The sequence below is a fragment of the Paenibacillus kribbensis genome (genome assembly GCF_001705305.1).
Lineage (GTDB): Bacteria > Bacillota > Bacilli > Paenibacillales > Paenibacillaceae > Paenibacillus > Paenibacillus kribbensis_B.
Genome location: NZ_MCBP01000002.1, coordinates 379,026 through 393,910, shown reverse-complemented (window position 1 = coordinate 393,910; position 14,885 = coordinate 379,026). Strand labels below are relative to the sequence as shown.

Annotated in this window: 15 protein-coding genes and 1 riboswitch; of the genes, 10 read left to right on the top strand and 5 right to left on the bottom strand. The window is 48.2% G+C overall.

The features are described from left to right. Nucleotide 1: 1 nt before the first annotated feature. The gene (locus BAZ21_RS05005) at nucleotides 2–805 is read left to right on the top strand and encodes a copper amine oxidase N-terminal domain-containing protein (RefSeq protein ID WP_068497659.1); all 804 of its coding nucleotides are present in this window, start codon (nucleotides 2–4) and stop codon (nucleotides 803–805) included. 110 nt (nucleotides 806–915) lie between these two features. On the opposite strand, the gene BAZ21_RS05000 is transcribed toward BAZ21_RS05005, so the two are convergent. Next, a complete protein-coding gene (locus tag BAZ21_RS05000) occupies nucleotides 916–1,959 on the bottom strand; it encodes a stalk domain-containing protein (RefSeq protein WP_068497658.1) in 1,044 nt (347 codons plus the stop codon). A gap of 325 nt (nucleotides 1,960–2,284) precedes the next feature. After that, on the bottom strand, nucleotides 2,285–2,986 hold the full coding sequence (locus BAZ21_RS04995) for a CTP synthase C-terminal region-related (seleno)protein (protein WP_068497657.1): 702 nt from the start codon (nucleotides 2,984–2,986) through the stop codon (nucleotides 2,285–2,287). 189 nt (nucleotides 2,987–3,175) lie between these two features. Between BAZ21_RS04995 and BAZ21_RS04990 the strand changes: the two genes are divergently transcribed. Further along, nucleotides 3,176–3,691 (top strand): DUF2179 domain-containing protein, encoded by a 516-nt coding sequence (locus tag BAZ21_RS04990; protein ID WP_068497656.1) that lies wholly within the window; start codon nucleotides 3,176–3,178, stop codon nucleotides 3,689–3,691. Between the two features lie 117 nt (nucleotides 3,692–3,808). Next, complete coding sequence (locus BAZ21_RS04985; RefSeq protein ID WP_025716444.1) at nucleotides 3,809–4,021, top strand: cold-shock protein; 213 nt, start codon at nucleotides 3,809–3,811, stop codon at nucleotides 4,019–4,021. 117 nt (nucleotides 4,022–4,138) lie between these two features. Here the strand turns inward: BAZ21_RS04985 and BAZ21_RS04980 are convergent, their stop codons facing one another. The 3 genes from BAZ21_RS04980 to BAZ21_RS04970 form a co-directional block, all read right to left on the bottom strand. Continuing rightward, on the bottom strand, nucleotides 4,139–5,152 hold the full coding sequence (locus tag BAZ21_RS04980) for a substrate-binding domain-containing protein (RefSeq protein ID WP_068497655.1): 1,014 nt from the start codon (nucleotides 5,150–5,152) through the stop codon (nucleotides 4,139–4,141). Between the two features lie 176 nt (nucleotides 5,153–5,328). Beyond that, a complete protein-coding gene (locus BAZ21_RS04975) occupies nucleotides 5,329–6,519 on the bottom strand; it encodes a glycoside hydrolase family 130 protein (RefSeq protein WP_068497654.1) in 1,191 nt (396 codons plus the stop codon). Next, the gene (locus tag BAZ21_RS04970) at nucleotides 6,516–7,691 is read right to left on the bottom strand and encodes an AGE family epimerase/isomerase (RefSeq protein ID WP_068497653.1); all 1,176 of its coding nucleotides are present in this window, start codon (nucleotides 7,689–7,691) and stop codon (nucleotides 6,516–6,518) included. Before BAZ21_RS04970 ends, BAZ21_RS04975 begins: the two co-directional genes overlap by 4 nt. A gap of 277 nt (nucleotides 7,692–7,968) precedes the next feature. Between BAZ21_RS04970 and BAZ21_RS04965 the strand changes: the two genes are divergently transcribed. The 7 genes from BAZ21_RS04965 (at nucleotide 7,969) to BAZ21_RS28840 (ending at nucleotide 14,806) form a co-directional block, all read left to right on the top strand. Continuing rightward, nucleotides 7,969–9,291: an ABC transporter substrate-binding protein gene (locus BAZ21_RS04965; protein ID WP_068497652.1), complete on the top strand. Its 1,323-nt coding sequence runs from the start codon at nucleotides 7,969–7,971 to the stop codon at nucleotides 9,289–9,291. A gap of 65 nt (nucleotides 9,292–9,356) precedes the next feature. Beyond that, on the top strand, nucleotides 9,357–10,238 hold the full coding sequence (locus tag BAZ21_RS04960; protein ID WP_068497651.1) for a carbohydrate ABC transporter permease: 882 nt from the start codon (nucleotides 9,357–9,359) through the stop codon (nucleotides 10,236–10,238). Between the two features lie 2 nt (nucleotides 10,239–10,240). Then, a complete protein-coding gene (locus tag BAZ21_RS04955; RefSeq protein ID WP_068497649.1) occupies nucleotides 10,241–11,074 on the top strand; it encodes a carbohydrate ABC transporter permease in 834 nt (277 codons plus the stop codon). A gap of 77 nt (nucleotides 11,075–11,151) precedes the next feature. Then, the gene (locus BAZ21_RS04950) at nucleotides 11,152–12,201 is read left to right on the top strand and encodes a glycoside hydrolase family 130 protein (RefSeq protein ID WP_068497647.1); all 1,050 of its coding nucleotides are present in this window, start codon (nucleotides 11,152–11,154) and stop codon (nucleotides 12,199–12,201) included. A gap of 12 nt (nucleotides 12,202–12,213) precedes the next feature. Further along, nucleotides 12,214–13,173 carry an acetylxylan esterase gene (locus BAZ21_RS04945; protein ID WP_068497645.1) on the top strand — a complete coding sequence of 320 codons (960 nt, stop codon included), beginning with the start codon at nucleotides 12,214–12,216 and terminating at the stop codon, nucleotides 13,171–13,173. A 56-nt stretch (nucleotides 13,174–13,229) separates the two neighbouring features. Further along, nucleotides 13,230–13,329, top strand: a riboswitch (purine riboswitch). 68 nt (nucleotides 13,330–13,397) lie between these two features. Further along, on the top strand, nucleotides 13,398–14,582 hold the full coding sequence (locus BAZ21_RS04940) for an MFS transporter (protein ID WP_068497643.1): 1,185 nt from the start codon (nucleotides 13,398–13,400) through the stop codon (nucleotides 14,580–14,582). 80 nt (nucleotides 14,583–14,662) lie between these two features. After that, complete coding sequence (locus BAZ21_RS28840) at nucleotides 14,663–14,806, top strand: RAxF-45 family protein (RefSeq protein ID WP_162833912.1); 144 nt, start codon at nucleotides 14,663–14,665, stop codon at nucleotides 14,804–14,806. Nucleotides 14,807–14,885: the final 79 nt, after the last annotated feature.

Genomic DNA, 14,885 nt, shown 5'->3' with positions numbered 1-14,885 from the left:
TATGAAAATCAGGTTATTAATTTGCCTTATGGTTTTATTAAGTTTTGCTGATGCTAACTTGAATTTGGCATCAGCTCAAGCTCAAGGCCAAACGCCGATACACCTCAAGGTCAATGATCATTACGTTTTATACACCTATCCAGCATCACCCTTTATGGATAAGAAGAACAGACTGCTTATACCGCTCCAAGCGGCAGAGGATATACTGGGTGGTAAAGTAACTTACAATGCAGCCAACAAAACCGCTTCTGTTGATCTGTTGGGCCGTAATGTAATGGTAACGATCGGGTCACCCGAAATATCGGTTAACGGCGAGCCAGTGACAATGGATACAGTCCCCATCATGAAAAGTAATGCGATGTTTTTACCGGTATCCATTCTGTTGAAAGATACAGATGCGAAGATGGAGTGGAATCCCAAGCGTGAATTATTGTCACTAAAGCATGATAGCTTTACGGAAAGTCCTGTTCTTATGAATTTTAAGGGACAAGACCTGGCTCAGGTCATGGATGCAAATGCATTTGATCTTACTTCCTTTGATTGGGATCGAAAAAAAGGCGTATTGGATATTTATGCTATGTACGAGAGCAGCTTATCACCCGACTTCAAGCAAATCGACTTTAATCCCATGATTGTGTATAGCAAAGGGGGCTATAGCGTAGATCCTTACTCTAAACCCGGTACGTTTCACAAAGTTAAAATAACCAGCCCCGGTCATTTGGTGTATACAAGAAATATAGGCGCGAACAATGGGGATAGTGATTATATAAAATATATTACTTCCGTAGGCAGGTTGATTAAGTAATTGTTCAGCTATCGAAGGTTGCAGTTAAGAAAAGAAGAGGGGAAGAAGTAAATCAATAACAAAAAGCGACAAGGGCTCTGAAGCCTTTGTCGCTTTTTTTAAAACTAATCTTAGAAGGTAATGATTTGGCTGCTGTTCCCTTTATTGCGTACGTATCCCACGACTCTGTCAACGGACTCTCTCTCTTTAAGATGATAAATAACGCCATCTGTCAGGCTGGTTCTTTGAGTGCTAGAGAGTTTATTCCAGTCATCTGAAGTTACATACACATCCACGGTAGCTTCACTGCTGTCGCCTCTCACGGTGAAATCAAGGTTGATGCCGGCGTAGCTGCCGTATCTGTCGCTCAAATTACGTTGGATCGTGCTGGTATCCAGAGAAGAAGCTATCTTTTTAATAGTAACATCGCCCTTGCTGTTGGTTGTAAAGGTCGCCAATTTATCCCTATTACTGGAGTTCTTCACTGTGCCTTCAACATCGGCATCTTTGTACTCTTTCAAAATGTCATCAACGATGTCCTCCAGATAGCTTTTCTGTCTGCTACTGGATAGGTCTTCCCATCTGGATTTGGTCATTTCGATAGTCACGGTAATATCGCTTTTGTTGCCGTCCAGCGTGATATCCGAGTTCGTGTTGTAGGTATCACTGTAATCCTTGTTCAACTGCTTTTGGAGATCTTTCAGGGAATCAGAGCTGTTTTTGCTTGCTTCATCTTTTAGCGCCTGATTGTCTTTTTGCAGTTGAGCGATGGTAGCGTCTTTCGTCGTGTTCGCTGCTTTTGCCGTGTTCAGCTCCTGAGTCAGTGTCGTAATCTGGTTGTTCAGTGCTGTAACCGTAGATTGATCAATAGGAACGCCATTATCAGCAATGACTACGCGTTTGTTTGTGCCATCCCATTGTACTTTTTTATCCAAAGCTGTACCTGCCAGCTTCAGCGGGATATACGTCACGCCATCCAGCAGGAATGGTTCTGTTTTAGCATCAGAAGGAACCTCGGTTCCGTTGTAGATAATTTTAATATTGTTAAAAACTGCACTGATTGGCTTAGTTGCTTGTGCAGCATATGTAGATTGGCTGAACAGAGCCCCAGAGATGGCCAAGGCCGAAACAGCAGTAATGATGACTGGTTTCTTCATGGATTTCAATGATTTCATTCGTTGGTCTACCCCTTTATTTAAGAATTAGCGTGGTTCATAGACTAGAGTAACATTAATACCTACAAAATCCAACACATTTGGAAGAGTAACTGTTGGTTGTGCTTATATTGTTTAGACGCAACAGTAACCGTAAAAGTTGCCCTGTTTACACAAATGTTTTTAAAAAAAAGCAACGAACCAAAATAAAACAAACCCACTGCACAAGACAACGAGACTTGTTGATAAAACAGTGCGTCATTACCCAAGTGTCAGAAGAAAATAAAGTCCTAGACTGTCGTTGTTTTCATTGAACTAAAGTTTTCTGTTAGCGTAACGAACTTTTTTATTTCGAGGAGGCTGCTTTGCGAAGAAATGCTTTTATTAATGGATGAGTAATACTTTTCAGTGCCGAACGTTCAGGTTGAAATAAGGTTCCAATAAAAAAAGGATGTCGATCCAGTTCCATAATACGAACTTCGCCATCAAGGTCTACTCCGGCAATGTTTAAACCCGCATTTTCTAACCTGGAGCGATACTCTGGATTCAAACCATAATTACAAATTCCATACTGTTCAACAATTTCAGGAGAATCATAAAAATCTATCGTTTTTGAACCGGGGGCCAGCCTAAACGTATGCGTTCTTTCGCTTACCGAACAAGAGAGCGGAGCAACTAAAATGAACGAGGCATCGGGATTTTCCTCGGCATGCTCTGCTTCCGCAAGTCCTACTACATTCCTTGCAAACTCAATGATCATATGTTGGAATCCACCGCACGTACCTAAAAAGGGAATCTGCTGCTCACGAGCAAACCGTATGCCGTTGAGAGCGCCTTGCATGCTTCGGTAAGGACTGGCAGGGACGACCCAAATCGCATGATATTTAGATAATTTTTGTTCGAAATCCTGATCCAACGAAGGCGTTGGAATCCATTCGAAAATGAATTGAATCCCCAGTTCATCTGCCGCCAACTGAATTGCTAGGGGTATAGCCACATGTGCTACAACATTCACATCGTAATCCCCGATTAAACCGATACAATACATATCTAAACACCCTCTCCTCACTAATTAAAAAAGAGAATAATAATCCAATATTTGTATTAAGTCAAGAGCCTAATTCCGTTTTTTTTGGACACCAAGCGCGGGTCATACGAAACCTGAGGCTGTATATGACATACAGGGGCATAATGATGAGTACGGGCTAAATCAGAACGTGAAGTGGGGAGTGAGCGTATGCTCAAAATTTTGCTATTTATTCTCGTTATTCAAATTATTTATGTGTCGGCGTATACACTGCGCATGATTTTGACGCTGAAAGGTCAGCGGTATATCGCTGCGCTCATTAGCACCGTGGAGGTCACGGTCTATGTGCTTGGCTTGAATGTGGTGCTCAAGTATCTGGATCAGGTGGCGAGTCTGGCGGTATACGCCATTGGTTATGCGTTGGGTATTCTTATCGGGGCATGGATTGAGGAAAAAATAGCACTCGGCTACGTCACCGTCAAGGTCATCAGCAATGAGATCAATGGAGGAATTGCCAATGCGTTGCGGGATAAAGGATACGGCGTTACAGCCTGGCTGGGCAGTGGACGGGACGGGGAACGTCTGGTGATGGAAATTTTGGCTAAACGGAACAATCAGAACAAGCTGTACCAATCGATTCTGGACCTGGACCCCAAAGCCTTTGTCATTACGGTAGAACCGAAGCAATTTCATGGCGGCTTCTGGACCAAGGCAATCCGTAAATAAATATTTTGGTAAAATACGCATATTTTTCGGGGGTTGGAGCATATTAATACCCGCACAGGAGAAAATGAACAGAATGCTGACAGGGGATTACCCTATAAAAACCGAGGGGGGATGTAGATGTACAGACGCCAGGCCCCGGAGATCATTCCAGAGGAAAATACAGCCATTTGGTCGTGTACAAACGAGGGCTGTAACGGCTGGATGCGAACGGATTTTACCTTTTTGAGCGAACCGGTGTGTCCACTCTGCCAAGCCTCGATGGGGCAGGAAATGCGGATGCTGCCGATTCTCAATCAGGCGGGCAATTCCTTTGTCGCCCAACGCTCTTGAATCAGGATTTGCAACATCTATGAACATCAAAAGCCGCTCTAGCACAAGCTGAGCGGCTTTTGGTTGTGGAGCCATGAGGAGAATAGGACCCGATTGTCCAAGACATGCTTACATCGATCACGGCCTCTCCATACGCTGCACGGAATCACGATACACAATGTGACCCTGTACGAGGACTCGCCCAAAACGACTGCCGGGATGGCTTATTTTTTTCATCATCGATTCAATGGCAGTACGTGCCATCTGTTCAATGTCTACTCCGACGGTGGTCAGCTGCGGAACAATAAGAGTGGCATATACATCATTGTCGAAGCCAACGACAGAGCAATCCTCAGGTACACGGTAGCCCAGGGCAATTAGCTTTTGCACCAGGTTGTACGCCACCTGGTCACAGTTGCATACGAAGGCGGTCGGCAGCGGCTGGGGCAGCTCCATATCAACGTATACACCCTCGTCGTCCCGATCGCTGAGCACCCACTCGTTACGTAGGGGCAGCCTGTGCTCCAGTAAGGATTTATAGTAGCCGAGGAAACGGTCCTGAATGCTGCTGGTGGAATAAAGGTTACCCACATATGCAATATCCCGGTGTCCCTGGGCAATCAAATAGTTGGTCAGCTCGTAGGCACCGTAAAAATTATCGGTTACTACGGAGTCGATATCGGCATGCTCATCATAAAAATCAAGAAACATTTTGGGCAGGTCCATGGATTGCACCAGCTCGATATATGGCTTACTCACTTGTCCCAGAAGAATGAAGCCATCCACCTTGCGATCGTAATAGATACGTGGCAGATTAAGCTGTTCCTCGTCCTCGCGATGGAGGATGTGAAGGATGCCGTAGTAGCCGTATTGTTCGAGTTCCCGTGCAATTTGCTGATAGATGTGCAGATAAAACGATTGACCGGGGCCGGTAAAACGCTCGGGAATGACAACGCCAATGTTATAGGTGAGGCCCTCCTTCATGGACTTGGCAGCGGTATTGAAACGATAGCCCATTTCGCCCGCAAGCGTCTTGATGCGCTCCTTTAGCTCATCGCTGACTCCTTCTTTGTCATTGAGCGCCTTCGACACGGTCACACTGCTAACCCCCAGCTTATCTGCAATATCCCGCATCGTTACGTTGCTCTTCATTTCCTGTTCCGCCTTCCAATTAAAAAAAGATCAACATCAGCAGCCTAGCTGTCCTGTAAAGATAAAGATTAGCAGCCTAGCTGCCCAGAGAACAACAATTAATCTGCGGATAACAGTTGTTCTCTGGATAGTATACATGGTTCCGCAGGCAGGATAAAGCTTGCGGCCTATGTCTGCTACGAAGAATGAGGTTGTGCTTGCAGCAGCGCTTCATTGCGCTGAATCAGCTCACGGCGGACAGCGGCGCTGCCGAGTGAACGCAGTGGGTCAGGCGGCGTGTTGAACGTGTAGTCCTCCAGACGGTCGACGGTCGTTGTTGCCACGTGGATACGGGTATCGCTGGAGGCGTAGTAAATAAAGACTTCATTTTGCTCGTTGACCACTGCTCCATTACAAAAAATAACGTTCGAGACATCACCGACGCGCTCTTCGTCATAGGGGGCTATAAAATGCCCGCCGGGTTTGGCGATGACGCGCGAAGGGTCCTCCAGGCTGGTGGCAAAGGTGTACAGCACATATCGCAGACCAGCAGCAGTATTGCGCACACCGTGAGCGATATGAATCCAGCCGCGGCTGGTCTTGATCGGAGCGGGTCCTTGCCCGTTCTTGGCTTCGTACACCGTATGATAGCAACGCTCGTCAATCACCGTTTCATTCTCGATCACGGGCTGTGTAATATCCTCGCACAGACCGAAGGCAATGCCGCCGCCCGAGCCGGTGGAAATGAATCCGTCCTGCGGACGCGTGTAAAAGGCGTATTGGCCGTTTACGAATTCGGGGTGCAGGACGACGTTGCGCTGTTGCGGGGAACGGGTGGCAATGTTCGGTAGACGGGTCCAGGTGCGAAGATCGCGGGTGCGAACCAGTCCGGCCTGAGCGACAGCGCTGGAGGTGTCGTGGGGTGGTGCGTCAGGGTCCTTTTTTTCCGAGCAATAAATGCCGTAGATCCAGCCGTCCTCATGCTTCACCAGCCGCATATCGTACATGTTCGTTTCGTCCGGGTCGATATCTTCCCATACCAATGGGGCATCGATGAACCGGAACTGGTCAATACCGTTATCGCTCTCGGCCAGGGCAAAAAACGATTTCCGATCCAGCCCCTCGGTGCGGGAGACCAGAACGTATTTGCCCTCATGATAGATCGCGCCCGGGTTTAGCGCTGCATTCACGCCCAGACGCTCCATGAAAAACGGGTTGGTCTGTTCGTTCAAATCAAATCGCCAGTGCAGCGGGATATGATGACGTGTGAGTACAGGATAACGGTAGCGCTCGTAGATGCCGTTATAAAAGGTGGTGTTGACCTCATTCGGGCGTGTAATCAGTTCCTCTTGCTGCGCCAGCAGCTTATTGTATTGGGTATGAATCATTTCGTTCCCATCCTTTCCAGCATTTCAATGCAAAATCGGCTGTTGTGATATGGGCATTTCCAAGGTCCTGCAATCTCTCTCGGATCAGGCTTGCCATCCGCTTGAACGGACCAAAACCATTCACCTCCGGGGCGTGAATCTACGATATACTGCCGAGTGTAGGCCCACAAATCCCGTACAATCTGTAAGAAACGTTCGTCCTGTGTGCGTTGATACGCATTGTAAAAGCCGACGATTCCTTCTGCCTGTACCCACCATATCCGCGAGGTGTCTACCCGATCGCCTTCCCGTTCGTTGATTAGTGAACCATCCGGCTGAATAGCACGTTCGGCTACCGCATGGGCGATATCCACCACCATGTCCACATATTTCGGGGGATGGTGACCCAGTACATTCATAGCGTCCTCAATCAGCCAGCTGGCTTCAATATCGTGACCGTATGAAGTCAGGTCGAGCAGAGAGCGCCAGTCACTGTCGAAAAACACCTCCAACCGCCGGGCGGAAGCATCGTAAACACGACTGTATAAAATGTCCAATACGTTCCCCAGCGCATTCCTTACTTCCCCATCCGGTTGTACGCGAAGCAGCCCGGTATACGCTTCCAGAACATGAATATGCGTATTCATCGTGATGTGCGCGGTAACCCCGTTTTCGCTGAGCAGCTCATTAGGCTGTGTGTTCCACATCCGATCAAATTGTTCACCGTATGCCTGGTGGGTGCGATCAAATCCTTTTTGCTCCAGCAGGTGAAACAGCTCCATAGCCAGTGGCAGGGCATCCGGGTCGCCCGTTGCCCGCACATATTCGGATAATGCATAAATGGCGAATGCCTGCGCATAGACGTGCTTGCACGTGTCCGCTGGACGGCCTGTGTGATCTACCATCCAGTACATGCCTCCATATACCGGATCTATCAGGTGCTCTTGCAAGAACAGGAAAGCGTGTCGTGCGGCGTCCTTATAGATATTTTCCCCGGTCACACGGGCTGCTGCCGAGAATGACCAGAGCAACCGTGCAGTGGCTATCCCGCCCTTGTCGGCCTTCTTATGGACGTGCAGATCGACATCCACCTCACCATAAAATCCACCGTGTGCTTCATCCTTCAGCCTGAGCCAGAATGGGAGTATGTGTTCCTTCCATTCCTGTCTAACCTCATGTAGCAACGTGTCCAAGAGGCACAATCCTCCTTTGTGAATTAATGAAGTTATCGTTAACTTTACAAAAAGATCATAATCACGTATTTTAAAGCTGTCAACTCTCTTGATTAGTAACAGTTATCCAAAGGTAAAACGGTATGCAGCGAGAAAGTTATAGCGTTGCTTAATCCCTGGTTGTCCATCAATAGGCTTTCTAAAAATAATAAAATTGACATAGTAAGCGTTATCATAATAGAATGATTTTGTTAGTTTAACGATAACCTTATTTTAAAACAACAGGAGGGGTCGTTTCATGAAGTTGTCCAAGGTTTTGATGCCGTTACTATCGGTGCTGTTGTTAGCAGGATTATTAGCAGGGTGTGCCCCAAAAGGATCAGATACGCCAGCAGCCAGCTCTGATCCGAAGGATGTGGAGGGTGAAATCACGGTCATTACGCAACGGACAGACATTGTGGATACGGTGTTTCAGGACTACGCCAAGGAATTTAACAAGCTTTATCCGAACGTGAGGATCAATTTTCAGGCGCTAGCCGATTATGAGAGTCAAATTAAAATCCGGATGGGGACCAGAGATTACGGAGATGTCTTGCTTATTCCTACCAGTATTCCCATTGCAGAGCTTCCCGACTTTTTCGAGCCGCTGGGCACTTATGAGGAGATGAAAAGCAAGTATACCGGCATTGAAGAACGTATGGTGGAGGGCAATGTCTACGGTATTCCGGTAGCGATGACGTACTCCGGTGTGATTTATAACAAAAAAGTGTTCAAGGATGCGGGGATCACGCAGCTTCCCAAAACCCCGGATCAATTTTTGAAAGCGCTACAGCAGATTAAGGACAAAACCAAGGCGGTGCCGCTGTTTACGAACTATGCCTCTGGATGGGCACTGACCCAGTGGGAAGCTGATTTGGCTACGGTGGCGGGTACGAAGGAATATGTGAATGTCACGCAGCCCAATACAGACGACAATTTCACAAAGGGTCAGCCTCACTATGAGCTGTATAAGATCATGTACGATGCGGCTAAAAATGGTCTGATCGAAAAAGACCCGACCACCACGGATTGGGAAACCTCCAAGGCGGATTTGGCGCAAGGCAAAATCGGTACGATGGTGCTCGGCTCCTGGGCCATTGACCAGATCAAAAGCACAGCGACCAACAAGGATGATATAGGCTTTATGCCTTTTCCGACGAATGCCTCCAAGGTGCTTGTTCCGCTGGCAGGTGATTATAACCTCGGTATTAACGTAAACAGTGAAAATAAAGCAGCGGCCCGTGCCTGGGTGGACTGGTTTACCGAGAAGTCCAACTATGCCGTAGAGCAGGCAGGCAGCATTAGTCCGCTACAGGGTGCGAAATTGCCTGAGATTTTGAAGCAATATGGGGAGCAGGGGGCTGTCTTTGAAACGCTCACTCCTTCACCAAAAGGACAGGAAGGGATTGTTGATAAAATCGATAAAAAGGGAGAAATCGGCTTGTGGCAACCGGATTTCAAGAAACGCATTATTGAGGCAGCAGTCGGTAACCGCCCGGAATCGTATGACACCATTATGAAGGATCTGAACGACGCATGGGTAAAGGCGCGAGCTGAAGTGGCTGCGAAGGAAGCCAAATAGTCATCCGAACGACGCTTGGAAAGGATCGACGTAGCAGTCGATGACGGATAGCCAGGAGGTGCAGCATGTTCAAATTTTCGAATCTCAGCTACTCCAAACAAAGATTGGCGATTATTGCAGCCTTTTCATTTATTCCGCTGGCGCTGCTGATCACTTTTGCGTACTTGCCGGTGATCAACATGTTCAAATACAGCTTTTCGGACTGGAACGGCTATAGCAAGCGTCTGGAATATGTGGGCTTTGAAAACTATATCCAAATCTTTACCGACCCCGAGTATTTCTCGGTGTTTAAGGTCAGTTTGTATTACTTTGTCGCCACGTTTGTACAGATGGGGCTGGCTCTTTATTTTGCAACCATTCTCAGCTTTCAAACCTGGTTTAAAAATGTGTTTAAAGGCATTTTATTTTTCCCTTCCCTGATGAACGGGGTGGCCATTGGTTTTATTTTTCTATTCTTCTTCAAGCCGGATGGCACACTGGATACGCTACTTCAGGCCCTGGGGCTGGGTTCGTATATCAAGCTGTGGCTGGGCAACCCGGAGATTATCAACATTTCGCTGGCTGGCACGTCGATCTGGAGATACATGGGCTTTAACTTTATTGTGTTTCTCGGTGCGATTTCCTCCATATCAAGTGATCTGTATGAAGCGTCTGATATCGACGGGGCCAACCGCTGGCATCAGTTCCGGTACATTATTTTGCCGAGTATCAAGCGTATTTTGCAGCTGAATCTGATCCTGGCAATTAGCGGTGCGATCAGTGCATTCGATATTCCGTATATTATGACTGGCGGCTCCAATGGCAGTAAAACGTTCGTGATCCAAACGATTGATGTGGCGTTCAAATACAGTAAGGTCGGCCTGGCCTCGGCGATGGCGGTTATTTTGCTGCTGATTGTGATCGTGGTTACACTGCTTCAACGTATGCTGATTCGGGGGGAGGACTAATCATGTATATGCTGAAAAGAACGCTGGCAAGCAGCATCAAATATGCCGCGCTTTTGCTGGGTGCATTCGTCGCACTGCTGCCGATTGTCGTAATTTTGTTTGCTTCCTTGAAGACAAAGGCTGAATATGCGGCAACCAGTCCGCTGACTCCCCCGGTGAACTGGCTGAATTGGGCGAACTACGCCAAAGCCTTTGTCAGTGGAAATATGCTAACCGGATTCGTGAACACGGCCTTTATTCTACTGATCTCCATCATCGGTGCCACGCTGACGGGTTCCATGATTGCGTATATTTTGAACCGCTTTAAATTTAAAGGTAAAGGTCTCATGCTCGGGGCGTTCTTGCTCGCAACCCTCATTCCGGGGGTAACGACACAGGTATCGACGTTCCAGATTATCAACAAGCTGGAGCTGTTTAACACGCCTTGGGCAGCGATTTTGCTGTATTTGGGGACGGATATTATTGCGGTGTATATTTTCCTGCAATTTCTGGATTCCATCGCAGTAGCACTGGATGAATCGGCCATGCTGGACGGGGCCTCCTATCTGACGATCTACTGGCGCATTATTTTGCCCCTGCTGAAGCCTGCCATCGTGACCGTGATTATTATCAAGGGCGTTAATATTTACAACGATTTTTACACCCCGTTTCTGTATATGCCCAAAACAAGCCTGCAGGTCATATCGACAGCGCTGTTCAAGTTTAAAGGTCCTTATGGCTCGCAATGGGAAGTGATCAGCGCGGGTATTATCATAGCCATTATTCCGACGCTGATTGCATTTTTGTCATTGCAAAAATATATCTATAACGGATTCGCTCAGGGCTCAGTGAAATAGAAAGAGCAGTGAAATAGAATAATGGTTTCATAGAAAATCGATAAAAACAAGTGTCTCGGTGAGAGGAGAACGTATGTATGAGTAAATTAAATGTGGATTTGGACATAAGCAACGTACGAATTGTGGGAGACAGTCTGCCGGAAATGCCCTGGCAAGATAAGCCTGAAGGCAGCGAGGCTCCGGTATGGAGACATACGGAAAACCCGGTGATTGGCCGGAATCCGGTGCCGGGCATTGCCCGTATTTTCAACAGTGCAGTAGCCCCGTTTGAAGATCGGTTTGTGGGGGTATTTCGGGCCGAAACGATTAATGGACGTCCGCATTTGCATCTCGGCTGGAGTGACGACGGGTTGGCTTGGGACATTGAAACGGAACGTTTGCATTTGGTTGATGAGGAAGGGGAAGTTTACCAGCCTAATTATGCTTACGATCCGCGTCTGGTCCGAGTAGAGGATACGTATTATATCATCTGGTGTACAGATTTTTACGGTGCGGCGCTGGGGATAGCGCAAACGAAGGATTTTAAAAGCTTTGTACGATTGGAAAATCCGTTCCTGCCGTTTAATCGCAACGGTGTGCTGTTCCCCCGCAAGCTAAACGGGAACTATGTGTTGCTATCCCGTCCGAGCGACAGCGGTCATACGCCGTTTGGCGATATTTTTCTCAGCGAAAGCCCGGATCTGGTGTACTGGGGCAAGCACCGTCATGTGATGAGCAAGGGCGGGCAGGGCTGGTGGCAATCGGTCAAGATTGGTGGCGGACCGGCTCCGATTGAGACGACCGAGGGCTGGCTCATGTTCTACCACGGAGTGACGGGCACGTGCAATGGGCTGGTATACAGCATGGGAGTAGCCGTTCTTGACCTGGATGATCCATCCAAGGTTAAATATCGTTCCTCCAATTTCGTGCTGACCCCGGAGGAATGGTATGAGGAACGGGGCTTCGTGCCGAATGTAGTGTTCCCGTGTGCTACGCTGCATGATGCCGACACCGGACGGATCGCGATTTATTATGGAGCAGCCGATACGTATGTAGGTGTCGCGTATACGACAGTGTCCGACATGATGAAGTATGTCATCGCAACGGATGAAGTGGTCGCCGACGACCATGAATTGGGCCGGATGTAGGAGGAGATTTGGATGCCGGAGGATATGTCTTTACAGCAATTGCAGTCGTATACGGGCAGCAGCCCGAAGCCCTCGGATTTTGAGGCATACTGGGAGCGGGCGCTGCAGGAGCTGGAGCAGCAGCCGCTTGATTACACGATGGAGCCGGCCGATTTTAGTTCTCCACTGGTGGAGTGCTACCACCTGTATTTTACAGGGGTGGGCGGAGCGAAGGTTCACGGGAAGTTGGCTCGTCCCAAAAAGATGACAGGGAAAGGCCCGGCTTTGGCTATGTTTCACGGATACTCCTGTGACAGCGGCGACTGGTTCGACAAGGTGAGCTATGCGGCACACGGATTCACCGTGCTGGCCATGGATTGCCGGGGGCAAGGCGGGCTGTCCGAGGACAACTTGCAGGTTCAGGGAACAACGATTCGCGGACATATCATCCGGGGGATTGACGACCCGGACCCGGATCGGTTGTATTTCCGCAATGTATTTTTGGATACCGTGCAGACAGTGCGCATTCTGATGTCTATGGAGCAGGTCGACCCTGAACGGATCGGCGCATTTGGCTGCTCCCAAGGAGGGGCGTTGACGGTTGCCTGCGCTGCATTGGAGCCACGTGTCCGCGTAGCGGTCCCGGTATATCCGTTCCTGTCGGACTATAAAAGAGCATGGGCGCTGGATGCAACGACATCTGCATATGAGGAATTGGTTTATTATTTTCGCTGGTTTGATCCGAATCATGTGCGCGAGGAGGAGCTATTCCACCGATTAGGCTACATTGATATTCAACATTTGGCAGATCGTATTCGCGGTCGTGTGTTATTTGTGACGGGGCTGTCGGACATCGTTTGTCCACCCTCCACGCAGTTTGCGGTGTACAATAAAATCGTATCCGACAAGGAAATGCTTCTGTATCACGAATACGGTCATGAGTATCTACCTTATCTGTCCGATCGTGCCATGAGCGAATTTTTGCGGCTGTAGGGGTTGAACTTAACCGTAGGCTCCTTTATAGTGTTAGCTATAACCTTCGTGAACACGTAATAAATGAATGCCCCATTTGTATAACCTCAATAATATGGTTTGAGGGTCTCTACCAGGAACCGATAAATCCTGATTACAAAAAGTGTACGTCTTGTACATTTCTTGTGGTCAGGATTTTTTTACGTTATACGAGGAATTTACATGACAGCAAAGGAGCTAATGTAATGAACCTTAAAGTAGTAATTTTGACGCTTGCGACCTTTACGGTGGGTCTGGTGGAATTAATTATCGGTGGCGTGCTACCCCAGATTGCACACGATTTGAATGTCTCTGTAAGCACGGCAGGTCAGCTTATTATGATCTATGCCCTCGTCTACGCAATCGCTGGGCCGACTTTATTGGCGCTGACCGCCAGAATCGAACGAAAACGACTGTATTTGTGGTCGATGTTTATCTTTATTCTGGGAAGCCTGCTGGCCTTCTGGAGTCCGAATTATGCTGTATTGTTTGTATCCCGTATCGTTACCGCTGCAAGCGGATCGCTGATTGTGACGTTATCGCTGACCATTGCGGTCAAAGTTGTGTCCAAGGCTTATCAGGCCCGAGTCCTCGGTGTCATCTCCATGGGGGTTAGCTCGTCCATCGTGCTTGGAATTCCAGCCGGGGTGCTGATTGGCAATGCATTGGGCTGGCGTGTGCTGTTCCTCATCATTGCCTTGTTGACGGTAGTCTCTATGGTCGTTATGAACTTGTTTATGGAGCGAATTCCGACGGAGCATGTTGTGCCTATGCGCGAGCAGTTGAAGTCCTTGAAAAATGTAAAAGTGATCAGTGCTCATCTAGTGACCACGCTGACACTGGCGGGACATTACACGTTGTACGCGTATTTTACTCCGTTTTTGGAGAATTTGATGGGCTTAAACGCCTCGTGGGTTAGTGTGGCCTATTTCGTCTTTGGGCTGGCGGCAGTGAGCGGCGGCTTTATTGGCGGCTCGTTGGCTGACCGGTTCGGCACAGCGAAAAGTATTCTCATCGTCGTTGGGGTATTTATCGCCGTAATGTTCTTGCTGCCGTTCTCGATTCACTCGATTTATGTGTTTGCACCGCTCCTGATCATCTGGGGAATACTGAGTTGGGCCTTGTCGCCGCCGATGCAAAGCTATCTTATTGAACATGCGCCCGAATCGGGTAGCATTCAGCAAAGCTTTAACTTCTCTGCACTCCAGGTTGGGATCGCTCTCGGCTCGGCTTTGGGCGGTGTGGTGATTGAGAGTGGCGAATCTGTTGCTACGAACGCCTGGGTAGGCGGGGTTTTTGTGATGGTTGCTTTTGTATGCGGCGTATTTTCGATTACGAGAACCACGGCATCACAGACCGTCAGAGGACATGGACATCACTCCATTTTATAGTTCGATAGGCCATCCCCCTCTTTTATAATGCGATAAACCATGTTATACTACACACAATTATGAAGAAGGGGGTGAGGTAGGTGAATCACGAGATGCTGAACAACCGTATTAGCCAGCTGCCGATTGCTATGGCTGGCATTGTTCATGCTTTTCCATTCAACGGGAGAAGTCTGTCCAATTTTAATCATACGGTTGTAAACATCGCGAGAAGACGCCTACCTTAACTCGAACGGATTGCTGTACCTTCCGAAGAGTCGCGGGGCTTGCTCCTGCGGCTCTTTTTGTGTTACCCGGGTAAGGGTC

Coding starts and splice junctions, on each gene's coding strand:
- BAZ21_RS04940 (WP_068497643.1), top strand. CDS start 13,398: ATGAACCTTAAAGTAGTAATTTTGACGCTTGCGACCTTTACGGTGGGT.
- BAZ21_RS04985 (WP_025716444.1), top strand. CDS start 3,809: ATGTACAGACGCCAGGCCCCGGAGATCATTCCAGAGGAAAATACAGCC.
- BAZ21_RS04945 (WP_068497645.1), top strand. CDS start 12,214: ATGCCGGAGGATATGTCTTTACAGCAATTGCAGTCGTATACGGGCAGC.
- BAZ21_RS04990 (WP_068497656.1), top strand. CDS start 3,176: ATGCTCAAAATTTTGCTATTTATTCTCGTTATTCAAATTATTTATGTG.
- BAZ21_RS04955 (WP_068497649.1), top strand. CDS start 10,241: ATGTATATGCTGAAAAGAACGCTGGCAAGCAGCATCAAATATGCCGCG.
- BAZ21_RS04995 (WP_068497657.1), bottom strand. CDS start 2,986: ATGTATTGTATCGGTTTAATCGGGGATTACGATGTGAATGTTGTAGCA.
- BAZ21_RS05000 (WP_068497658.1), bottom strand. CDS start 1,959: ATGAAATCATTGAAATCCATGAAGAAACCAGTCATCATTACTGCTGTT.
- BAZ21_RS05005 (WP_068497659.1), top strand. CDS start 2: ATGAAAATCAGGTTATTAATTTGCCTTATGGTTTTATTAAGTTTTGCT.
- BAZ21_RS04980 (WP_068497655.1), bottom strand. CDS start 5,152: ATGAAGAGCAACGTAACGATGCGGGATATTGCAGATAAGCTGGGGGTT.
- BAZ21_RS04975 (WP_068497654.1), bottom strand. CDS start 6,519: ATGATTCATACCCAATACAATAAGCTGCTGGCGCAGCAAGAGGAACTG.
- BAZ21_RS04965 (WP_068497652.1), top strand. CDS start 7,969: ATGAAGTTGTCCAAGGTTTTGATGCCGTTACTATCGGTGCTGTTGTTA.
- BAZ21_RS04960 (WP_068497651.1), top strand. CDS start 9,357: ATGTTCAAATTTTCGAATCTCAGCTACTCCAAACAAAGATTGGCGATT.
- BAZ21_RS04950 (WP_068497647.1), top strand. CDS start 11,152: ATGAGTAAATTAAATGTGGATTTGGACATAAGCAACGTACGAATTGTG.